Source organism: Streptomyces sp. NPDC003393, assembly GCF_053589015.1.
Map to the genome: position 1 here is coordinate 398,750 of NZ_JBSFRB010000002.1, position 21,371 is coordinate 420,120.

Here is a 21,371-nt window from a genome sequence, read left to right on the forward strand (position 1 = left end):
ACTCAACGAATCGCCGGGGAGCGTCAGTTGGCGAACACCGCGACGCTGTCCTGGCTCGCGTGCCGCGGCTGGTGCTCCTCCGCCTCGTGTGTGAGCGCACGGCGCCGCAGCAGCACCACGAGTGCGCCCGCGAGCGCCGCGGCGCCGGCGACCACGAACGGGATGTGGAGGTCGGTCCACTCCTCGATCTTCGGCGCCAGATAGGGCGCGGCCGCGGCCGCGAACCAGCGCACGAAGTTGTAGCCCGCGCTCGCCACCGGGCGCGGGGCGTCGGACACGCCGAGGGCGAGCTCGGTGTAGACGGTGTTGTTCACACCGATGAACGCGCCGGACAGGATCGTGCAGACAATCGCGGTGGTGTGGTCGCCGTAGCCGAGCACGACCTCGTCCGCGGCGAGCAGTACCAGCGAACCGCCGAGCACCTTCAGCGAGCCGAACCGCTCCTGCATGCGCGGCGCCACGATCACCGAGAACACGGCGAGGAGCACGCCCCAGGCGAAGAACACCGCGCCCGACTTGTAGGGCGTCATGTTCAGCACGAACGGCGTGAAGGCCAGCACGGTGAAGAACGTGTAGTTGTAGAAGAAGGCCGAGACCGCCGCCGAGGCGAGACCGCCGTGGCCGAGCGCCCTGATCGGATCCAGCAGCGACGTCCTGCGGGCCGGCCGCGGCTGTTCCTTCAGAAACGCCGTGATGCACAGGAAGCCGACGGCCATGAGGAACGCGGTGCCGAAGAACGGGTAGCGCCAGCTGGCGTCACCGAGCAGCGCGCCGAGCAGTGGGCCGCACGCCATGCCCAGGCCGAGCGCCGACTCGTAGAGCAGGATCGCGGCGGCGCTGCCCCCGGCCGCCGCGCCGACGATCACCGCCAGGGCGGTCGAGACGAACAGCGCGTTGCCCAGGCCCCAGCCGGCCCGGAAGCCGACCAGCTGGCCGACCGAGCCGGAGGTGCCGGCCAGGCCGGCGAAGACCACCACGAAGGCGAGGCCGAGCAGCAAGGTCTTGCGGCCGCCGATGCGGCTGGAGACGAAGCCGGTCACCAGCATCGCGAAGGCGGTGATCAGGAAGTACGAGGTGAACAGCAGGGAGACCTGGCTGGCCGTGGCGTTCAGGCCCTTGGCGATGGAGGGCAGGATCGGGTCGACGAGCCCGATGCCCATGAAGGCGACGACGGACGCGCCGGCCGTCGCCCAGACGGCCTTCGGTTGCCGCAGGATGCTGCCCGCCCCCGCGTCGAAGGGGTCCTCGGCCATGCCGTGCTCCAATCCCGGTGAGATCGCCGTGAGGTAGATGGTCGCCAGTTGGTTGGCTTATACACATAGTAAGTTAGCGCGGCTAATTGATGCAATTTGCATCTAGTTTTCCCGGCCGGGCGTTCCCTCCGGTCGGGTGATCATCCTTGACGCGGCGCGGTCCGGGTAGGACCGTGGGGCCCTATGAGGGGCGAACCCAGTTGCCCGAAGTGCGGTGGCCGGGTCAGGGCTCCCGGACTCTTCAGCGACGCCTGGCGGTGCGAGGTGCACGGGACGGTGTATCCGCTGCAGCCCGTGATCCCGCCCAGCGTCGAGGCCCTCGGCGCGGTCGTGCACCGCACCCAGGTGCCCGTGTGGATGCCGTGGCCGCTGCCGGTCGGCTGGCTGTTCACCGGCGTGGCCTACGCCGGTGACGAGCGCAGCGGCGGCCGCGCCACCGTGGTGGCCTGTTCGGGACCCGGCCCGCTCGGCGGCGTGGGGGAGCTGATCCTCGTCGCCGAGGAACTCGGCGTCGGCCTCGGCGCGCGCTACGCCGGCATCGACGGCCCGGACCCCGGCCCGTCCCTGAACGTGGAGAAGCCGCCGGACGCCAAGGTGCTGGCAGGTGGCCGCCCCACCCCGCTCTGGCACGTCTCCGGGGCCCCGGTGGACCGCGCCGTGTTCGTGGGCGAGGCGCGCGGACTGTGGCTGTGGGCGGTGGTGTGGCCCGAGCAGTCGGGGATGCTGATGTACGACGAACTCGTGCTGGCCGATCTGCGCGACGCCGGCGCCGAGGTCGAGCTGGTGCCGTGCGGGGCGCTCTCACCTCGGCTGCTGCATCCCTAGGTTCTTTCTGTACGGTGTCTCGTCCTGCCCGCCGCGGCCGGAGGACGCGGGGAGGGTGTAGGGGGCGTCATGGCTCCTCGGGTGTGACAGGGCATGCCCCGGTTCCCGTTATCCTTGGGTGTCCCCTTCCGTCCCGTCACCGCCTGGAGTCCGTGTCGTGCGCATCGACCTGCACACCCACTCCACCGCGTCAGACGGTACGGACACCCCGGCCGAGCTGGTGCTGCGCGCCGCCGCGGCCGGTCTGGACGTCGTCGCGCTGACCGACCACGACACCACCCGCGGGCACGCCGAGGCGATCGCCGCGCTGCCCGAGGGGCTCACCCTCGTCACCGGCGCCGAGCTGTCCTGCCGCCTCGACGGCACCGGCATGCACATGCTGGCCTACCTCTTCGATCCCGCCGAGCCCGCCCTGCTCGCCGAGCGTGAACTGGTCCGGGACGACCGGGTGCCGCGGGCCAAGGGCATGATCGCCAAGCTGAACGCGCTGGGCGTGCCGGTGACCTGGGAGCAGGTTGCGCGGATCGCGGGCGACGGCTCGGTGGGACGGCCGCACATCGCCTCCGCGCTGGTCGAGCTCGGTGTCGTACCGACCGTGGACGACGCCTTCACCGACCAGTGGCTGGCCGACGGCGGCCGGGTCTACGTGGAGAAGCACGAGACGGACCCGTTCGAGGCGATCAGGCTGGTCAAGGGGGCCGGCGGGGTCTGTGTCCTCGCCCACCCGGCGGCCGTCAAACGGGGCCGCACGGTGCCGGAGTCCGCCATCGCCGAGCTGGCCGCCGCGGGGCTGGACGGCATCGAGGTCGACCACATGGACCACGACCCGGACACCCGGGCGCGGCTGCGCGGTCTGGCCGCGGAACTGGGCCTGCTGGTCACCGGATCCAGCGACTACCACGGCAGCCGGAAGTCCGTCTCGCTCGGCGAGTTCACCACGGATCCCGAGGTCTACGGGGAGATCACCCGGCGCGCTGCCGGAGCGTTCCCGGTGCCGGGCGCCGGCGGAGCCTGAGCCACGCCGCTCCGGTCCCACCCTCTCCTTCACTCCTCACTTCTTTCGCAAGGCCCTCATGTTCGACGTCGCTGTCTTCGGCTCTCTCTTTCTGACCCTTTTTGTCATCATGGATCCCCCCGGGATCACCCCGATCTTCATAGCGCTGACGGGCGGACGTGCCGCACGGGTGCAGAGGCGGATGGCTTTCCAGGCCGTCTGCGTGGCCGGCGGGGTGATCGCGGTGTTCGGCGTGCTCGGCCACCAGATCCTCGACTACCTCCACGTCTCCGTGCCCGCCCTGATGATCGCGGGCGGGCTGCTGCTCCTGCTCATCGCCCTCGACCTGCTCACCGGCAAGACCGACGAGCCGAAGCAGACGAAGGACGTGAACGTCGCCCTCGTTCCGCTGGGCATGCCGCTGCTCGCCGGTCCCGGCGCGATCGTGTCCGTGATCCTCGCCGTGCAGAAGGCCGACAGTGTGGCCACGCAGGTGTCGGTGTGGTCGGCGATCCTCGCGATCCACGTCGTGCTGTGGCTGGTGATGCGCTACTCGCTGCTGATCATCCGGGTGATCAAGGACGGCGGTGTGGTGCTGGTGACCCGGCTGGCGGGCATGATGCTCTCCGCGATCGCCGTACAGCAGATCATCAATGGGGTCCTCCAGGTGGTCAGGGGCGCCTGAGGCCGCCGCACGCAAGAAGCCCCCGTACGGCACGGGTGCCGTACGGGGGCTCGAAGCATCAAAAAGGTCCGCCGTTACGAGACTGTGGTCTCGGCCGGGCGGATCCAGAGCCGCTGGCCGATCGCGGCGGCCTGCTGAACGATCCGGTTGACGGAGGCGGCGTCCACGACGGTGCTGTCCACGGTGGTGCCGTTGACCTCGTCGAGTCGCATGATCTCGAAGCGCACGGGCTTCTCCCTTCGTCTGGTCATCCTCCTGCGGAGAATTACTGGTGAGGTGGGTGGCGAACGAGGCGGTTGCACCCCGTGTTCCATGCATAGTCAACGACCCGCGTGTTACGAACATTCCCTACGCTAAAGAAAATTTTCGAACGTCTAATTACCGACCGGTAAGAGTTGGTTGTACGACCGATCGGGACCAGTTGTGTTCGCAGCGTGATCGTCGGGACAATGGAGGCGATGAACGAGGACCACGCGGCGCTGGCCGCCCGCATCGACCGGACGAACGAGCTGTTGGAACGCATGCTCGCCGAGGTGGCCAAGACGCCCTCGACCCATGCGATCTTCGTCGACGCCGGTTATCTGTACGCCGCCGTGGGCCGGCTGATCGCCGGGACGGAGGACCGCCGCGCCATCGACCTGGACGCCGAGGGCCTCATCGACGCGCTCATCGACCGCGCTCGCACGGTCTTCGCCGACAGCCGACTGCTGCGCGTCTACTGGTACGACGGCGCCCGCCGCCGCATCCACACCGCCGAGCAGCAGTCCATCGCCGAACTGCCCGACGTCAAGGTCCGTCTCGGCAACCTGAACGCCAACAACCAGCAGAAGGGCGTCGACTCACTCATCCGGACGGACCTGGAGTCCCTGGCCCGGCACCGCGCCATCAGCGACGCCGCCCTGCTCGGCGGCGACGAGGACCTGGTCTCGGCGGTCGAGGCCGCCCAGGGCTACGGCGCCCGGGTCCACCTGTGGGGCATCGAGGCGCCGGAGGGCCGCAACCAGGCCGAGCCGCTGCTGTGGGAGGTCGACAGCCAGCGCACCCTGGACCTCGACTTCTTCAAGCCGTACGTCTCCCGGCGCACGGCGGTGACCTACGACCCGGCGGGCGGCGTCCGGCCCGGCCGCGACGACGTGCGCTTCGTGGGCGCGCAGATCGCCGCGAAGTGGCTCGCGGCACGCGGCCGGGACACCCTGGTGGAACTGCTCCCCGGCCACCCCTACCTGCCCGGCTCGGTCGACCAGGACCTGCTGGTGGAGGCCGAGGGGCTGTTGCAGTACTCGCTGCGCGGCCAGGCCGACCTGCGACGCGCCCTGCGCGACGGCTTCTGGGACCACCTGCAGGCGCAGTACTAGCCGGCGGATGCCGTCGGCGGCTCCGGCTCCGGACGGCCGGCGGGCCGTGGAGCCCCGGTGTCGTGCGCGGCGCGGGTGGCTTCGTCCCAGAAGTCGGCGAGGGCGCGGGCGGTGGGCAGCGGCTGTTCACAGTTGGGGGAGTGCTCGGCGCCCGCCACGACCGTGCGCCGGGCGCCGAGCCGCACGGCCATGTCGTCCAGCAGCGGCAGCGGCCAGGTCTCGTCCCGCGCCCCCGACAGCACATGGAACGGCAGTGCGACCGCGGCGAGTTCGGCGACGCGGTCCGGCTCGGTGCACAACTGGCGCCCGGTGGCGAGGAGTTGCGCGGGCTTGGTGCCCAGCCAGCGCCGCCGGAGGTCCTCCCGCGCGTCGAGCCCCGCGTCCAGCGCGGTCTCGGTCTCCTCGGGCGGCTCCATCGCCTGTATGGCGTCCCACACCTGGGCCATCGTCATCACACCGAGCGCGTCCCGCAGCAGCTTCACCCGCTGCCGCTGCGAGGCGGAGATCTGCGCCGGGCCGGAGGCCACGAGAGTGAGCGAGAGAAAGGGGGAGGGGTCGAGCAGCACGGCCGCCCGGGCGATCTGCCCGCCCAGGGAGTGCCCGAGCAGATGGACGCGCGTGCCGAGCGCCTCGGCCTGCGCGAGGACGTCCCGCGCGAGCTGTTCCTGCGCGTACGCCGACTCGTCGTCCGCCGGACCGTCCGACTCGAACTGCCCCCGCCCGTCCACGGTCACGGTCCGGTACCCGCGCGCCGCGAGCGGTTCGTGCAGCGGGTTGAAGTCCTCCTTGCTCCCGGTGAACCCCGGCAGCAGCAGCGCGGTGCCCCGCGCCCGGACACCGGGCGCCACGGGCGCGTCGACGACGGCGAACTCGCCGCGGGCGGTGCGCAACCGGAAGGCCCGGGCACCGGCCGGCGGACGGAAGGTCGGAGGCCTGCTCATGCGGCGAGGTTATCGGGCGCGCGGGCGAAGGAAGCAGCCGGAACGCCCACTTCGAGCGCGTCGCCGGGCGCGGGGACGCCGACGGCCCGGTCCCACACGGGGTGGGCCGGGCCGTCGGCTGTGGCTCAGGCCTCCGCGGACTCCACCGAGGCCGCCGCCTTCCGGGTGCGCCGCGCCGTGGGCTCGGCCTCCGGAGCGGCCTCACCGGTGGCCTGCGCCGGGATCTCCGCGCTCACGGACTCGGCGGCCTTGCGGGTGCGCCGGCGCGGCTTGGCCTCGTCGGCACCCTCGGCGAGGGCAGCCGTCGTCCCGGGGGCCGCGGCGGCCTTCTTCCGGGTACGCCGGGGCTTGGCCTCGGCGTCGGCGATGTCCGCCCCCGCTTCGGCGACGACGGGTTCGGCGGCCTTGCGGGTACGCCGGCGCGGCTTGGCCTCCGCCTCCTCGGCGACCGTCGGCGCCTCGGACGCGGCAGCCGCCTTCTTGCGCGTACGGCGCGGCTTGGCCTCCGCGTCCGCGACGGTGTCCGCAGCGGCTTCCGGGGCGGCCGCGGCCTTGCGGGTGCGCTTCGGCTTCGCCTCGGCGTCCTCCGGCGTGCCGGCCGTGGCGGCTGTCTTCCGGGCGCGGCGCGGCTTGGCCTCCACGCCCTCGACGGCGTCGGCGACGGCGTCCGGGGCGGCGGCCTTCTTGCGGGTGCGGCGCGGCTTGGCCTCGGCCTCCGCCGGGCCCTCGGCCGTGTCGACCGCCGTTTCGGCGGTGACGGGCTCGGCGGCCTTGCGGGTGCGGCGGCGCGGCTTGGGCTCCTCCGTCTGCTCCACCGGCACGGCGTGCTCCGCCGTGCCTTCGGCCGTGTCCGGCACGATCGGGGCGGTGGCGGCCGCCTTCTTGCGGGTGCGGCGCGGGGCCGGCGTCGGCTCGGTGTCCTCGGTGTCGACCGCGGTCTCGGCGGTGTCGACCGCAGTCTCGGCCGTGACGGGCGCGGCCTCGGCCGTGCGCTCCGCCGACTTGCGGGTGCGGCGGCGGCGCGGCTTCGCCGGCGTCTCCGGGACGTCGAGGGCCGGGCCCTCCGCCGTCGTCACCACGGCCTCCGGGGACTCAGAGTTCTCCTCCTGGGCCACCGGCGCCTCCGGCGCCACGGAGACAGCGGCGGCTGCCGCCGGTTGCGTCACCGCGCCACCGCGCGTGCGCCGACGGCGGCGCGGGGTGCGGGTGGCGGTCGCCTCGTCCCCGGTCGCGGACCCGTCCGACGTGACATCGGACGGGGTGTGCGCGACCGCGGTGTCCGAAGACGTCGTACCGGGGGCCGCCGTACCCGGGTCCACCGGTGCGCCGCCGCGCGTACGGCGCCGTCGGCGCGGGGCGCGCGCCGGGCGCTCACGCTCGCGGTCGGCGGAGCGCGCCTCGTCGCGACCGCCCCGGCCCCCGCGCCCGCGGGCGCCGCGACCGCCGGTCTCGCCGAGGTCCTCCAGCTCCTCCGCGTCCAGTCCGGCACGGGTCCGCTCCGAGCGCGGCAGGGTGCCCTTGGTGCCCGCGGGGATGCCGAGGTCGGAGAACAGGTTCGGGGAGCTGGAGTACGTCTCCACCGGGTTGTTGAAGTCCAGCTCCAGCGCCTTGTTGATCAGCTGCCAGCGCGGGATGTCGTCCCAGTCGACGAGCGTGATCGCCGTGCCCTTGGCGCCCGCGCGACCGGTACGGCCGACCCGGTGCAGGTACGTCTTCTCGTCCTCGGGGGACTGGTAGTTGATGACGTGGGTCACGCCCTCGACGTCGATGCCGCGCGCAGCGACGTCGGTGCAGACGAGGACGTCGACCTTGCCGTTGCGGAAGGCGCGCAGCGCCTGCTCGCGGGCGCCCTGGCCGAGGTCGCCGTGGACCGCGCCGGAGGCGAAGCCGCGATGCTGGAGCTGCTCGGCGATGTCCGCCGCCGTGCGCTTGGTCCGGCAGAAGATCATCGCCAGCCCGCGGCCGTCGGCCTGCAGTATGCGGGCGACCATCTCCGGCTTGTCCAGGGAGTGCGCGCGGTAGACGAACTGCTTGATGTTGGCGACCGTCACGCCCTCGTCGTCCGGCGCGGCCGCGCGGATGTGCGTGGGCCGGGACATGTAGCGGCGGGCGAGGCCGATGACCGCGCCCGGCATGGTGGCCGAGAACAGCATGGTCTGCCGCTTCGCCGGCAGCATGTCGATGATCTTCTCGACGTCGGGCAGGAAGCCCAGGTCGAGCATCTCGTCGGCCTCGTCGAGCACCAGGCACTTGACGTGCTTCAGGTTCAGCTTCTTCTGGCCGGCCAGGTCCAGCAGGCGGCCCGGGGTGCCGACGACCACGTCGACGCCCTTCTTCAGGGCCTCCACCTGGGGCTCGTAGGCCCGGCCGCCGTAGATCGCGGTGACCCGCACATTGCGCACCTTGCCGGCGGTCAGCAGGTCGTTGGTGACCTGGACGCACAGCTCGCGCGTGGGGACGACGACCAGTGCCTGCGGGGCGTCGGTGAGCGCCTCGGGCTCGGCGCGGCCCGCCTCGACGTCGGCGGGCACGGTCACGCGCTCGAGGAGCGGAAGGCCGAAGCCGAGCGTCTTGCCGGTGCCGGTCTTGGCCTGGCCGATGACGTCCGTGCCGGAGAGGGCGACGGGGAGGGTCATCTCCTGGATGGGGAAGGGAGTGATGATGCCGACGGCCTCCAGGGCCTCGGCGGTCTCGGGGAGGATCCCGAGGGATCGGAACGTCGTAGTCAGGGTGCTGCCTCTTCTGTGTGCGCGGTGCGAGGCGAGCGCGGGGGTCGTGTCGCGTGACCGTGCCTGGGGGACGTCGGCCGCCGTACGGGCCAACCGCTCGGGCAAGCCGTATGGCACGGGACCTCTGCCGACGCTCTAGCGCTCGTACCGCTCGGAGGTCCCTCCGGTCGTCGTACGCACAGTGGCGTACGGTCTGGGAGGGCTGTCGGGTCGGAGCCGATCGGGCCACCGACCGGGCATCCTCATGCGTGCGGCCTGTCGAGGCACACCGAAACACGTCGGCGTACCAGCAGGCGCATTACCACCATACCCCGGAATCGTGCACACGCGATGGCCGATTTGGTCACGTAGTCGTCGTCACACCGGTCGACCGGGTCCTTCGAAGGGGCGGCGAGCGGGCTATTGTGCGCTTCATGACGAGCTCTGACAAGCCTGAGAACGCCGCCGACGCCCCCGCCGCACGCACCGGTATCGCCGCCCAGGACTGGACGACGGCTGCCGCGGACCCGCAGTACCGCGCCGCGGTCGTGGACCTGCTCGGGGCTCTCGCGTACGGGGAGCTCGCGGCGTTCGAGCGGCTCGCGGAGGACGCCAAGCTGGCGCCCACCCTCGCGGACAAGGCCGAGCTGGCGAAGATGGCGTCGGCCGAGTTCCACCACTTCGAGCGACTGCGCGACCGGCTCACGGAGATCGGGGAGGAGCCGACCGCCGCGATGGACCCGTTCGTCGCCGCGCTCGACGGCTTCCACAAGCAGACGGCGCCCTCGGACTGGCTGGAAGGGCTCGTCAAGGCGTACGTCGGCGACTCCATCGCCAGCGACTTCTACCGCGAGGTCGCCGCCCGCCTGGACTCCGACACGCGCGAGCTGGTTCTCGCCGTCCTCGACGACACGGGCCACGCCGGGTTCGCCGTGGAGAAGGTGCGTGCGGCGATCGAGGCGGACCCGCGCGTGGGCGGCCGGCTCGCGCTGTGGGCGCGGCGCCTGATGGGGGAGGCCCTGTCGCAGTCCCAGCGGGTCGTGGCCGACCGGGACGCGCTGTCCACGATGCTCGTCGGCGGCGTCGCGGACGGCTTCGACCTCGCCGAGGTCGGCAGGATGTTCTCCCGGATCACCGAGGCCCACACCAAGCGGATGGCCGCGCTGGGCCTGGCTGCGTGAACCCCCGGGCCTGAATTCCCGCACTCGGGTGCTCGCGCCCGGGTGCCCGGCCAGGTTCTCCCGGCGGTCCCCGGCGGCTGTGTCGTCGAGGACCGCCGACGGCTGTGCGGTGAGAGGTCCTGGGCGGCTATGCCGTCACGGATCGTCGGCGCAGGCGGCCGGCCGGGCGCAGCAGCAGGGACAGGGAGGCGGCGGAGACGACCGCGGCGCCCAGCAGATTCAGCACGATGCTCCCGGAGCCCAGCGCGCTGTGGGTGACGAACCCCCCGAACAGCGCACCCGCCACTGCGGTCGACAGCACCAGCAGGCGGGACGGCAGCCGGTGGGACAGCCGGCGGAGCGCGGCCCCGCCGAGCAGCAGACCGAGTACGGCGGAGCCGAACGTTTCCAAGAACATGAGGGTCCCTCCCAGGCGGTCGGCCGGTGCCTCTCGGTCGTAGCCGGTCATACCCCTGACCTGCGGAATACAACCCTCCCCTGTGGGCTGTTCGGGTACCGGCCGTGAACGGGCCGGCGGAACAGGACGAGCGGGGTCCCGCCGACCACCGGCCGGCGGGACCCCGCTCGTCCTCTCGTCTCCCGCGCCTACAGCGCGCCGAACCCCACCTTGCGCGGCGACGGCTCGCCCAGCTCGACGTACGCCAGTCGCTCGGCCGGGATCAGCACCTTGCGGCCGTGCTCGTCCACGAGGGTCAGCAGCTGCGACTTGCCGGCCAGCGCCTCGGCGACCGCCCGCTCGACCTCCTCGGGGCTCTGACCGCTCTCCAGAACGATCTCGCGAGGCGCGTGCTGCACGCCGATCTTGACCTCCACGGCTATGTCCCTCCGACGGTCATTCAAGTGCGCGGCCTTCCGCGCCGTACCCAGCACACATTAGCCCGGTGAGGGGATCCGCACGCCGCGCCCGGGCACGCCAGGAGCGAACAGCCGAAGGGAACATTCCAGCCGGCTCCTCCTGCCGGGCGGGCGCCGGTTCACCCCGCCGGTCCGGCAGGCGCCTCGCCCGGCCGTCCGGCGGCCGGTTCACCCCACCGGGTCCGGTAGGCAGCTCAGTGGTGCAGCTGCTGCTCGGTGCCGTGCAGCGGGAAGCCCGCGATACCGCGCCACGCCAGGGAGGTCAGCAGCTGGACCGCCTGGTCGCGCGGGACGCTGCGGTCGCTGTGCAGCCACGAGCGGGCCACCACCTGGGCGAGGCCGCCCAGGCCCGAGGCGAGCAGCATCGACTCGGCGCGCGAGAGGCCGGTGTCCTCGGCGATGACGTCGCAGATCGCCTCGGCGCACTCGATCGTGACCTTGTCGACGCGCTCGCGCACCGCGGGCTCGTTCGTCAGGTCCGACTCGAAGACCAACCGGAAGGCCCCGCCGTCGTCCTCGACGTACGCGAAGTAGGCGTCCATCGTGGCCCGCACGCGCTGCTTGTTGTCCGTCGTCGACGCCAGCGCGTTGCGCACGGCCTGGATGAGCGACTCGCAGTGCTGGTCCAGCAGCGCGAGGTAGAGGTCGAGCTTGCCCGGGAAGTGCTGGTAGAGCACCGGCTTGCTGACGCCGGCGCGCTCGGCGATGTCGTCCATGGCCGCCGAGTGGTAGCCCTGCGCCACGAAGACTTCCTGGGCGGCGCCCAGCAGCTGGTTCCGTCGGGCACGGCGCGGCAGGCGCGTGCCCCGCGGGCGTGCCGCCTCTGTCTGCTCGATGGCTGTCACGCCGCCTCCCAAATTCGTCCCTGTGCGGTGTGCGCCGCGTCGCCATCGTACTTTTCGGTAACCGTACTGTGCGCGGTGCGAGCGCAGAATTTCACGTACCGGACGGGTGAAGACACCGGTCCAAAGGTTTCGAACGGGTTCAGTTAGGGCAGAAGTCCGCTCCACCGCTGCTCAGTGGGCGTGGTCGGGCCGCTCAGCGGTGGGCCGGCCCTCAGCGGTAGTCGTCCTCGTCGAGAGCCACGACCCGCGCCTGTTCGACGAGGTCGGCCTCGTTCGCCCGGTCGGGCTCCACGCGCGTCAGAGGGTCGTCGTGCTGCTGAGCGAGATCCGCCTGCTGCTCGGCGATGTCGCCCTCCGGGGCCTCGACGTCGATCGTCAAGACGTTCTCCTCCTCGTTCTCGTTCTCGAACGTCTCGGGATCGGTGGGGTCGACTGCCATGCCGGGCTCCGTTCCTGTGAGTGTCCCCGGAAGAAACAGGGGCTACATGCGGGTGCCCTCTGTACGAGCGTAGGAGACACCCGATGTGGACGCCATGCGGTCCGGCACCCGAATACCGCTCCGCGCACGGTTGTGCACGCGTGCGATCTGTGACGGCGAACACATGAGCCGGTACGTGATCGTCTCGTAACATTGCCGCATGTCTTCGACCGAGCTGCCCTCCGTGCCGCCCGCCAACGTACTTCCCAGGGTGGCGCCCGTCGGAGTCGAGGAGGACGAGCGACTGCGCTCGGTCGGACTGTCCGGGATCACTCTGACGGTGCGTTCCAGGCCGCCCGCCCGCAAGGGCCTGCCGCCCGCGCTGTACGTCCACGGGCTCGGCGGCTCCTCGCAGAACTGGTCGGCGCTGATGGCGCTGCTGCAGGACGTCGTCGACGGCGAGGCGATCGACCTCCCGGGCTTCGGGGACTCCCCGCCCCCGGACGACGGCGACTACTCGGTCACCGCCCACGCGCGCGCGGTCATCCGCTTCCTGGACGTCTCCGACCGCGGGCCGGTCCACCTGCTGGGCAACTCGCTCGGCGGTGCCGTCTCCACCCGTGTCGCTGCGCTGCGCCCGGACCTCGTCCGGACGCTGACGCTGGTCTCGCCGGCGCTGCCCGAGCTGCGGGTGCAGCGCAGCGCCGTACCGACCGGGCTGCTGGCGCTGCCCGGCGTCGCCGCCCTCTTCACCCGGCTCACCCGGGACTGGACGCCCGAGCAGCGGGTCCGCGGCGTCATGGCCCTCTGCTACGGCGATCCGGCGCGGGTCACTCCCGAGGGGTTCCGCGCCGCGGTTCAGGAGATGGAACGGCGGCTGCAACTGCCGTACTTCTGGGACGCCATGGCGCGCTCCGCGCGCGGGATCGTGGACGCCTACACGCTGGGCGGCCAGCACGGACTGTGGCGCCAGGCCGAACGCGTCCTCGCGCCCACACTGCTGATCTACGGCGGTCGGGACCAGCTCGTCGGCTACCGCATGGCCCAACGGGCCGCCCGGGCCTTCCGTGACTCCCGCCTCCTGACCCTCCCGGACGCGGGCCATGTCGCCATGATGGAGTACCCGGAGACGGTGGCGACGGCTTTGCGGGAACTGCTCGCGGACACGGGGCAGGCCCCGCCCGGCGGGGCGGCCGTGATCGATGCTCAGCCGAGAGGGACGGCCGCGGGGAAGGCCGGGACGAGAACGGCGGACGCGGGGGAAGGGCCGGTGAGACAGGTGGACGCGAAGGAGGCCTCGATGGGTCCGGTGGGAGAGCACGCCGGCTCGGACGGCGCGGGGGCCGATGACGGGCCTTCCGGCGTGAGTATGGGGGGCTGAGGGACCAGGTGGGACGCCACAGCCGTCGCGGACCGGCCCCGAAGGGCGACACCGCCGACAAAGCCGCCGAACGGGACGGCGGCCGAGGCCGCCCGGGAACGGGCTCCGTACCGGGGCAGGGCGCGGCCTCTGAGGGCCGACCGGAGCCGGGCCCGCGGCCGGGTCCCGGTCCGGGCCCGGGCGGGGTGCCGCCCGCGCGCCGGCCGGGTTCCGGCTCGTTGCCGGGGCAGCGGCTGACGAGCAACGTCCCGGCGTACGGGACGCGTGAGACCTACGGCCGCCATCCCGAGCGGTCCTCGCCCCCGGCCCCGGGCGCACCGACCGGCTTCACCTCGGGGTCGCCCCGCTTTCCCGACGGCACGCCCGCGCAGGGAGTCCCCCGCTTTCCCGACGGCACGCCCGCGCAAGGAGTCCGCCGTTTCCCCGGTGGCGCGCCCGCTCGCGGTGGCCCGCGGATGCCTGACGGCACGCCCGCGCACGGTGTTCCGCGGTTCTCGGACGGCACGCCCGCCCATGGGGTCCCGCGCCTGTCCGACGGCACACCAGCGCGGGGAGTCCCCCGCTTCCCGGACGGCACGCCCGCGCAAGGAGTCCCCCGTTTCCCCGGTGGCGCGCCCGCACGCGGTGGCCCACTGATGCCTGACGGCACGCCCCCGCACGGTGTTCCCCGGCTCCCCGACGGCACCCCGGCCCATGGCGTGCCGCGGGCTCGGGGCGGGCATCCTGAGCAGGCTGAAAGCGGGGGCTGGGGCGACGCGGCGTCGCGTGCCGGTGGCGCGGGCGGCGCGGTGCCGGGGCGGACGGGGGCGCCCGGCTTCGGCGCCCCGGCCGGTTCCGGTGCTGCCGCGGGCATGGCGGCCCGCCCCGGCGTACCCATCCCCCGGCAGCGGCGGGCACCCGAGGAAGGACCCCGCGGGGAGTATCTCGACGCCTTCGGTGACAGCGACGGCCTCGACGACGTCTTCACGCCCCGGCCCCGCAACGGGACGGGGACGTACCCCCCGGCCGGTCCGGCGGCCGGGGGCGCCTCCGGTGCTCCGGTGGCCCCGGCCGCCGTGGACTCGACGGACGCCATGGACGCCGCGGCGGGGCATCTCGCCGAGGCCGGCGCCGACGAGGACACCGCGCCGCCCACCGGGGCACCCGCGCCGGGCGGCAGCACCAAGGGGCGGACGTTCACCGGTATAGCGGCCGCCGCCGTCACCACCGTGCTCGCCGTCATCGTCGCCGGGCAGGTCACGGACGGCCATGCCGGCACCGGCACGGAATCCCGGTCCGCCACCGACCAGGCCCGCCACGCCGGCGACGACGCCGGCCCGGACCAGCAGGCGGACCCGTCCGTGTCGGCCGCCGCGCCGCCGCTGACGTACAGCCAGAAGATGAACGCGAAGTACGCACTCAGCCCCACCCTCAAGGGCTCGGGGAAGTTCGAGGTGGTGCCGGGCTTCGCCAAGGCGCCCGGCAAGGGCCGGAAGCACACCTACCGGGTCGATGTGGAGGAGGGGCTGGGACTCGACGGCGCGCTCTTCGCCGAGGCCGTACAGAAGACGATCAACGACGACCGTAGCTGGGCCCACGGCGGCGCCCGTACCTTCGAGCGCATCTCCTCGGGCCGACCCGACTTCGTGATCACGCTCGCCAGTCCCGGCACCACCGCCGTCTGGTGCGCCAAGTCCGGCCTGGACACCACCGAGGACAACGTCTCCTGTGACTCCGCCGCCACCGAGCGCGTCATGATCAACGCCTACCGGTGGGCGCAGGGCTCGAAGACCTTCGGCGACGAGGTGTACGCCTACCGGCAGATGCTGATCAACCACGAGGTCGGCCACCGGCTGGGTCGCTCCCACGTCACCTGCGACAAGGACGGCGAGCTCGCGCCGGTCATGCAGCAGCAGACGAAGTTCCTGGACCACGACGGAATCCACTGTCTTCCCAATCCCTGGCCTTATCCCAGGAGTTGACGGATGACTCACAGGTCACGTTGACACGCGCGAAAAGTTCATACATATTGCTGGGCATGTCGCCCAGTCACGCCCCCGCCTGCGCCGCCATCGAGCTGGCGCTGATCGGCGTGACCCCACTCTGCGTGGCCGACATCCACTGTCGCTGACGCCGGCCCTCAGGCGCGCGTCGCGAAACTTCACCCTCTCCGTGACCTGGTCACGGTGGTCCGGTTCTTCGGTGACCCGAGCCGGGGCAGACGTCCGTTTCCTTCTGTCTCACTCCTCGTCGTTCTGTCTCGCGATCCGAGACGCAGGGCGGCGAGTCCTCTGGAGAGGTCGCCATTCCGATGCGCCAACCGTCCGTCACCGCCCGCCGCGTGGCCGCGGCATCCGTCAGCCTTCTTGTGGCAGCGGGCGCCGTAGCCTGCGGCCCGAAGGACAGCGGCGCCAAGGCCGCCGGCGGTGACTCCCAGCCCCACAAGGGCGGCACCCTCAGCGTCCTGAACGCGCAGCCGCAAGAGGACTTCGACCCCGCGCGCCTGTACACCTCCGGCGGCGGCAACATCCCCTCTCTCGTCTTCCGCACGCTCACCACCCGCAACCGCGAGAACGGTGCCGCCGGCGCGAAGGTCGTCCCGGACCTCGCCACCGACACCGGACGTCCCAGCAAGGACGCGACCGTGTGGACGTACACCCTGAAGAAGGGCCTGACGTACGAGGACGGCACGCCGATCACCTCGGCCGACATCAAGTACGGCATCGAGCGCTCCTTCGCCCCCGAGCTCTCCGGCGGAGCCCCCTACCTGCGGGACTGGCTGGTCGGCGCGGCCGACTACCAGGGGCCGTACAAGGACAAGAAGGGGCTCGCCGCGATCGAGACGCCCGACAGCCGGACCATCGTCTTCCACCTGAACAAGCCCGAGGGCGAGTTCCCGTACCTCGCCACCCAGACGCAGTTCACGCCGGTACCGAAGAGCAAGGACACCGGCACCAAGTACGAGGAGCACCCGGTCTCGTCCGGCCCCTACAAGGTCGTCAAGAACGAGAACGACGGCGAGCACCTCGTCCTGGAGCGCAATCCCCACTGGTCGGCCGGCACGGACTCCGAGCGCAAGGCCTACCCCGACCGGATCGACGTACGGTCCGGCCTCGACTCCTCGGTGATCAACCAGCGGCTGTCCGCGTCCCAGGGTGCGGACGCCGCCGCGGTCACCACGGACACCAACCTCGGCCCCGCCGAACTCGCCAAGGTGACCGGTGACAAGGAACTGGCCGCCCGCGTGGGCACCGGCCACTTCGGCTACACGAACTACATAGCGTTCAACCCCACGGTCAAGCCGTTCGACAACATCAAGGTGCGGCAGGCGATCTCCTACGCCATCGACCGGTCGTCGGTCGTCAACGCGGCGGGCGGCTCCGCGCTGGCCGAGCCCGCGACCACCTTCCTGCCCGACCAGAAGTCCTTCGGCTACACGCCCTACGACCTCTTCCCGGCGGGGAAGTCGGGCGACCCGGCCAAGGCCCGGGAACTGCTGAAGGAGGCCGGCTACGGCAACGGGCTCACCGTCACGCTGACCCACTCCAACAGCAAGGACTTCGAGACCAGCCCGGAGATCGCCACCGCGATCCAGGACGCGCTCAAGAAGGCCGGGATCACCGTCAGGCTCCAGGGCCTGGAGGACAACGAGTACTCCGACAAGATCCACAGCGTGAAGACCGAACCGGGCTTCTTCCTCGCCCACTGGGGCGCCGACTGGCCCTCCGGCGGCCCGTTCCTGGCCCCGATCTTCGACGGCCGGCAGATCGTCAAGGACGGCGCGAACTTCAACACCGGCCTGCTGAACGACAAGTCCGTCAACAACGAGATCGACGCGATCAACAAGTTGACCGACCTCGACGCCGCCGCCCAGCGGTGGGGCGCCCTGGACAAGAAGATCGGTGAGCAGGCCCTGACCGTGCCGCTGTTCCACCCCGTCTACAAGCGCCTGTACGGCAAGGACGTCAAGAACATCGTGATCAGCGACTGGACCGGCGTGCTGGACGTCTCCCAGGTCGCGGTGAAGTGACGCCGTGAGTCAGGCCCTTCTCGCCTCCCCGGCCGCCGGGACGGACAGCCCCGTCCCGGCGGCCTCGGGGGCCCGTCAGTTCTGGCGGCGGCTGCGCGCGCAGCGCGCCGCCCTCGTCGCGGCGGCCGTCGTCGCCCTGCTCGTCCTGGTCGCGCTCGCCGCGCCGCTGCTCACCGCGCTGGAGGGCCAGGACCCGACCACCTACCACCCGTCCTTGATCGACTCCGCGCGCGGCGGCGTGCCGATCGGGTCGTTCGGCGGCGCGAGCGCCGACCACTGGCTGGGCGTCGAGCCGCAGACCGGCCGCGACCTGTTCGCACGGCTCGTGTACGGGGCTCGGGTGTCGCTGGGCGTGGCCCTGGCGGCGACCCTGATCCAGGTCACCATCGGCGTCGTCGTCGGTATGGCCTCCGCCCTCGGCAACCGATGGGTTGATCAAGTGTTGAGCCGGGCCACGGACGTCATCGTGGCCCTGCCGCTGATGATCATGGCTCTGGCCCTGCTCGCGATCGTGCCGTCGAGCTTTCCCCGGACCGTCCTGGTCACGCTGGTCATCGGCCTGATCGCCTGGGGCAACATCGCCAAGATCGTGCGTGCGCAGACCCTGGCCCTCAAGGGGCTCGACTACGTCTCCGCCGCCCGGCTCAGCGGCTGGAGCGTCCGGCGGATCGCCCGGCGGGAACTGCTGCCCGGACTCGCCGCGCCCGTCATCACCTACGCCGCTCTGCTGGTGCCGACGAACATCTCCACCGAGGCGGCCCTGTCCTTCCTCGGCGTCGGCGTGAAGCCGCCGACGCCGTCCTGGGGACAGATGCTCACCGCGGCCGACGTCTGGTACCAGGCGGCGCCGCAGTACCTGCTGCTGCCGGCCGGAGCCCTGTTCGTCACCGTCCTCTCCCTCACCGTCCTCGGCGACGGCGTGCGCACCGCCCTCGACCCCCGCGCGGCCTCCCGCCTGCGCGTCGGCACCGGCCGCAAGGACAAGGCGCCGGGCAGTGACAAGCCGCTGAGCGGTGACAAGGCACCGAGCAGTGACAAGGCGTCGGGCAGTGACAGGGAGGCATCCGCATGAGCGGCTTCGGCGGCTTCGTGCTGCGCCGCGCCGTGGGCACGGTGGTCACCCTGCTGGCCATCTCGGTGCTCGTCTACGTCGTCTTCTACGCCACCCCCGGCAACGTCGCCCAGATCACCTGCGGTCCGCGCTGCTCACCCGAACAGGTGCACCAGGTCGCCGTGCAGCTCAGGCTCGACGACCCGCTCTACCTGCGCTACTGGCACTTCCTGGAGGGCCTCTTGGCCGGCCAGGACTACTCGACCGGCACCTCGGTGCAGCACTGCCCGGCACCGTGCCTCGGGCTGTCGTACCAGAGCGACCGGCAGGTCCTGGACATCATCCTGACCAAGCTGCCGGTCAGCCTGTCGCTGGTCCTCGGCGCCATGGTGCTGTGGCTGGTCCTCGGTGTCGGCACCGGCGTGCTGTCCGCATGGCGGCGCGGCCGGCTCTCCGAGCGCCTGCTGACCGTCGTCACGCTCGCCGGCTGGGCGACGCCCGTCTTCGTGCTCGGTCTGGTCCTGATGATCGTCGTCTGCGGCCAACTCCAGCTGCTGCCCTTCCCGCAGTACGTGAAGTTCACCGACGATCCCGAGCAGTGGGCGTGGAACCTGCTGCTGCCCTGGCTGTCCCTGGCCCTGATCGAGGCGGCCGCGTTCGCCCGGCTCACCCGGGCGGCGATGCTGGAGACGCTCGCCGAGGACCACATCCGCACCTTCCGGGCGTACGGCGTGGGTGAGCGCGCGATCGTCGGACGGCACGCCCTGCGCGGCGCGCTGGCCCCCGTCATCGCGCTGAACGCCAACAACGTCGGCTCGGCCGTCGGCGGCGCCGTCCTCACCGAGACCCTGTTCGGCCTGCCGGGCATCGGCCAGGAGCTGGTGCACGCGGTGAAGGTCGTCGACCTGCCGGTGGTCGTCGGCATGGTCCTGGTCGTCGGCTTCTTCGTCGTCATCGCCAACGCCGTCGCGGACGTCCTGTACGCGGTGGCCGACCGACGGGTGGTACTCGCATGAGCCTGGTCGAAGTCAAGGACCTCACCGTCGAGTTCGGCGCCCTGCGAGCCGTTGACGGACTCTCGTTCCACTTGGACGAGGGCGCGGCCCTGGCGCTCGTCGGCGAGTCCGGTTCCGGCAAGTCCACCGTCGCCGGCGCGCTGCTGGGACTGCACCGGGGCACCGGGGCCCGGGTCGGCGGCGCGATCCGGGTCGCCGGCACCGACGTACAGCGGGCCTCGGACGAGGAACTGCGGCGGCTGCGCGGCGCGAGGGCGGCCATGGTCTTCCAGGACCCGTTGTCCTCGCTCGACCCGTACTACGCGATCGGCGACCAGATCGCCGAGGTGTACCGGGTGCACACGCGCGCGTCGCGACGGGCGGCACGCGCGCGTGCCGTCGAGGTGCTGGACCGGGTGGGCATCCCCGACGCGGCGCGCAGGTCGCGGTCCCGCCCGCACGAGTTCAGCGGCGGCATGCGCCAGCGTGCCCTCATCGCCATGGCCCTCGCCTGCGAACCCGACCTGCTGATCGCCGACGAGCCGACCACCGCCCTGGACGTCACCGTGCAGGCCCAGATCCTCGATCTGCTGCACACGCTGCGCGAGGAGACGGGCATGGGCCTGCTGCTCGTCACCCACGACGTGGGCGTCGCCGCCGAGAGCGTCGACGAGGTGCTGGTCATGCGGCACGGCCGGGCCGTCGAACACGGGCCGGTGGGCAGTGTCCTGGGGGCGCCCGCGCAGGCGTACACCCGTGAACTGCTCGGCGCCGTCCCGCGCGTCGACGCCCCGCGCGCCGTCTTCTCCGCCACGTCCGTCGCCGCGCCGGCCGACACGTCCGACGGCACGCCCGACGCCATGGCGGGCGGGGTGGCCGGAGGGACGCCCGGTGACACCTCCGCGGAGGCGACCGCCGAGGTCGTGCTGGAGGCGACCGGCCTCAGCCGGGTGTTCGGGCGTGGCAAGCGGGCGCTCGCGGCGGTGGACGGCGTCTCGCTGACCGTGCGCCGCGGCGAGACCCTGGGAGTCGTGGGGGAGAGCGGCAGCGGCAAGACGACCCTCGGCCGCATGCTGGTCGGACTGCTGGAGCCGACCTCCGGGGAGATCCGCTACGCCGGACGCCCGCACACCGGCGTCCGTCCGGCCGTCCAGATGGTCTTCCAGGACCCCGTCTCCTCCCTCAACCCGCGCCGCAGCGTGGGCGAGTCCATCGCCGACCCCCTCCGCGCGCGGGGGGACCGTGACGAGGAGCGCATCCGGGGCCGTGTGACGGAACTGCTGGAGCGCGTAGGGCTCGAAGAGGCGCACTACGACCGCTATCCGCACGAGTTCAGCGGGGGACAGCGCCAGCGCGTGGGCATCGCGCGGGCGCTCGCGGCGGACCCGCGCGTGATCGTGTGCGACGAACCCGTCTCCGCGCTCGACGTCACCACCCAGGCGCAAGTGATCGACCTGCTCGGCGAGTTGCGGCGCGAACTCGGGATCGCCCTGGTCTTCGTCGCGCACGACCTCGCCGTGGTGCGCCAGGTCAGCGACCGGGTCGCGGTGATGCGCGGCGGCCGGATCGTCGAGGAGGGCCCGGCCGACGAGGTCTACGCATCGCCGCGGGAGCCCTACACCAAGCAGCTCCTCGCCGCCGTACCGGTGCTCGATCCCGAGGTCGCCGCCCGCCGCCGGGCCGCGCGACTGAAGTTGGCCCCGGCGTGACGCCGCGTGTCCGGATGATCTCCTAGCGCGACAGAACGCGACCCGCACGGGAAAGTTACGACCGTTCACCCCTTTTGGTGGGGGGGGGGGGGCCCCCCCCCCCCCCCCCCGCGCGGGGGCCCCCCAAAACGTGCGCGAGTTGGGCGCCCAAGGACGGGCCCGGCCC

General features: G+C 72.2%; 20 protein-coding genes. 12 read left to right on the forward strand and 8 right to left on the reverse strand.

Features of this window, described 5'->3' with window-relative positions:
- Positions 1 to 23: 23 nt before the first annotated feature.
- Positions 24 to 1,253 (reverse strand): MFS transporter, encoded by a 1,230-nt coding sequence (locus ACWDUZ_RS03850; protein WP_451630149.1) that lies wholly within the window; start codon positions 1,251 to 1,253, stop codon positions 24 to 26.
- A gap of 183 nt (positions 1,254 to 1,436) precedes the next feature.
- On the opposite strand from ACWDUZ_RS03850, the gene ACWDUZ_RS03855 reads away from it, so the two are divergent.
- The 3 genes from ACWDUZ_RS03855 to ACWDUZ_RS03865 all read left to right on the forward strand — a co-directional run bounded on the left by ACWDUZ_RS03855 (position 1,437) and on the right by ACWDUZ_RS03865 (position 3,757).
- Positions 1,437 to 2,078, forward strand: a complete 642-nt coding sequence (locus tag ACWDUZ_RS03855) for a DUF6758 family protein (RefSeq protein ID WP_451630150.1) — start codon at positions 1,437 to 1,439, stop codon at positions 2,076 to 2,078.
- Between the two features lie 157 nt (positions 2,079 to 2,235).
- Positions 2,236 to 3,093, forward strand: a complete 858-nt coding sequence (locus ACWDUZ_RS03860; RefSeq protein WP_451630151.1) for a PHP domain-containing protein — start codon at positions 2,236 to 2,238, stop codon at positions 3,091 to 3,093.
- 58 nt (positions 3,094 to 3,151) lie between these two features.
- The gene (locus ACWDUZ_RS03865) at positions 3,152 to 3,757 is read left to right on the forward strand and encodes a MarC family protein (protein WP_451630152.1); all 606 of its coding nucleotides are present in this window, start codon (positions 3,152 to 3,154) and stop codon (positions 3,755 to 3,757) included.
- Between the two features lie 74 nt (positions 3,758 to 3,831).
- Here ACWDUZ_RS03865 and ACWDUZ_RS03870 read toward each other — a convergent pair whose 3' ends face one another.
- Complete coding sequence (locus tag ACWDUZ_RS03870; protein ID WP_451630186.1) at positions 3,832 to 4,008, reverse strand: hypothetical protein; 177 nt, start codon at positions 4,006 to 4,008, stop codon at positions 3,832 to 3,834.
- Positions 4,009 to 4,215: 207 nt separating this feature from the next.
- Here ACWDUZ_RS03870 and ACWDUZ_RS03875 point away from each other — a divergent pair, with 207 nt between their 5' ends.
- Positions 4,216 to 5,112, forward strand: a complete 897-nt coding sequence (locus ACWDUZ_RS03875; RefSeq protein WP_451630153.1) for an NYN domain-containing protein — start codon at positions 4,216 to 4,218, stop codon at positions 5,110 to 5,112.
- Here ACWDUZ_RS03875 and ACWDUZ_RS03880 read toward each other — a convergent pair.
- Both ACWDUZ_RS03880 and ACWDUZ_RS03885 read right to left on the reverse strand, forming a co-directional pair.
- On the reverse strand, positions 5,109 to 6,053 hold the full coding sequence (locus ACWDUZ_RS03880) for an alpha/beta fold hydrolase (protein ID WP_451630154.1): 945 nt from the start codon (positions 6,051 to 6,053) through the stop codon (positions 5,109 to 5,111). The two genes, ACWDUZ_RS03875 and ACWDUZ_RS03880, sit on opposite strands and share 4 nt — an antisense overlap.
- Positions 6,054 to 6,178: 125 nt before the next feature.
- Positions 6,179 to 8,689 (reverse strand): DEAD/DEAH box helicase, encoded by a 2,511-nt coding sequence (locus ACWDUZ_RS03885; protein WP_451630183.1) that lies wholly within the window; start codon positions 8,687 to 8,689, stop codon positions 6,179 to 6,181.
- Between the two features lie 506 nt (positions 8,690 to 9,195).
- On the opposite strand from ACWDUZ_RS03885, the gene ACWDUZ_RS03890 reads away from it, so the two are divergent.
- Positions 9,196 to 9,942 carry a ferritin-like fold-containing protein gene (locus ACWDUZ_RS03890; protein ID WP_451630155.1) on the forward strand — a complete coding sequence of 249 codons (747 nt, stop codon included), beginning with the start codon at positions 9,196 to 9,198 and terminating at the stop codon, positions 9,940 to 9,942.
- 127 nt (positions 9,943 to 10,069) lie between these two features.
- On the opposite strand, the gene ACWDUZ_RS03895 is transcribed toward ACWDUZ_RS03890, so the two are convergent.
- The 4 genes from ACWDUZ_RS03895 to ACWDUZ_RS03910 form a co-directional block, all read right to left on the reverse strand.
- Positions 10,070 to 10,339, reverse strand: a complete 270-nt coding sequence (locus ACWDUZ_RS03895; protein ID WP_451630156.1) for a hypothetical protein — start codon at positions 10,337 to 10,339, stop codon at positions 10,070 to 10,072.
- A gap of 188 nt (positions 10,340 to 10,527) precedes the next feature.
- Positions 10,528 to 10,755, reverse strand: a complete 228-nt coding sequence (locus ACWDUZ_RS03900) for a DUF3107 domain-containing protein (RefSeq protein WP_030176223.1) — start codon at positions 10,753 to 10,755, stop codon at positions 10,528 to 10,530.
- Between the two features lie 236 nt (positions 10,756 to 10,991).
- Complete coding sequence (locus ACWDUZ_RS03905; protein ID WP_451630157.1) at positions 10,992 to 11,642, reverse strand: TetR/AcrR family transcriptional regulator; 651 nt, start codon at positions 11,640 to 11,642, stop codon at positions 10,992 to 10,994.
- A 211-nt stretch (positions 11,643 to 11,853) separates the two neighbouring features.
- Positions 11,854 to 12,081: a hypothetical protein gene (locus ACWDUZ_RS03910; protein WP_451630158.1), complete on the reverse strand. Its 228-nt coding sequence runs from the start codon at positions 12,079 to 12,081 to the stop codon at positions 11,854 to 11,856.
- Positions 12,082 to 12,280: 199 nt separating this feature from the next.
- Here ACWDUZ_RS03910 and ACWDUZ_RS03915 point away from each other — a divergent pair, with 199 nt between their 5' ends.
- The 7 genes from ACWDUZ_RS03915 to ACWDUZ_RS03945 all read left to right on the forward strand — a co-directional run bounded on the left by ACWDUZ_RS03915 (position 12,281) and on the right by ACWDUZ_RS03945 (position 21,205).
- The gene (locus tag ACWDUZ_RS03915) at positions 12,281 to 13,441 is read left to right on the forward strand and encodes an alpha/beta fold hydrolase (protein WP_451630159.1); all 1,161 of its coding nucleotides are present in this window, start codon (positions 12,281 to 12,283) and stop codon (positions 13,439 to 13,441) included.
- 635 nt (positions 13,442 to 14,076) lie between these two features.
- Positions 14,077 to 15,402 (forward strand): DUF3152 domain-containing protein, encoded by a 1,326-nt coding sequence (locus tag ACWDUZ_RS03920; RefSeq protein WP_451630160.1) that lies wholly within the window; start codon positions 14,077 to 14,079, stop codon positions 15,400 to 15,402.
- A 56-nt stretch (positions 15,403 to 15,458) separates the two neighbouring features.
- Entirely contained in the window at positions 15,459 to 15,551 is a 93-nt protein-coding gene (locus ACWDUZ_RS03925; RefSeq protein WP_451630161.1) for an Ms4533A family Cys-rich leader peptide, read from the forward strand.
- A 180-nt stretch (positions 15,552 to 15,731) separates the two neighbouring features.
- Positions 15,732 to 17,450, forward strand: a complete 1,719-nt coding sequence (locus tag ACWDUZ_RS03930; protein WP_451630162.1) for an ABC transporter substrate-binding protein — start codon at positions 15,732 to 15,734, stop codon at positions 17,448 to 17,450.
- 4 nt (positions 17,451 to 17,454) lie between these two features.
- The gene (locus ACWDUZ_RS03935; RefSeq protein WP_451630163.1) at positions 17,455 to 18,522 is read left to right on the forward strand and encodes an ABC transporter permease; all 1,068 of its coding nucleotides are present in this window, start codon (positions 17,455 to 17,457) and stop codon (positions 18,520 to 18,522) included.
- Positions 18,519 to 19,517 carry an ABC transporter permease gene (locus tag ACWDUZ_RS03940; RefSeq protein WP_451630164.1) on the forward strand — a complete coding sequence of 333 codons (999 nt, stop codon included), beginning with the start codon at positions 18,519 to 18,521 and terminating at the stop codon, positions 19,515 to 19,517. The genes ACWDUZ_RS03935 and ACWDUZ_RS03940 overlap by 4 nt, the downstream gene beginning before the upstream one ends.
- Entirely contained in the window at positions 19,514 to 21,205 is a 1,692-nt protein-coding gene (locus ACWDUZ_RS03945; protein ID WP_451630165.1) for a dipeptide ABC transporter ATP-binding protein, read from the forward strand. Before ACWDUZ_RS03940 ends, ACWDUZ_RS03945 begins: the two co-directional genes overlap by 4 nt.
- The last annotated feature ends 166 nt before the right edge of the window (positions 21,206 to 21,371 follow it).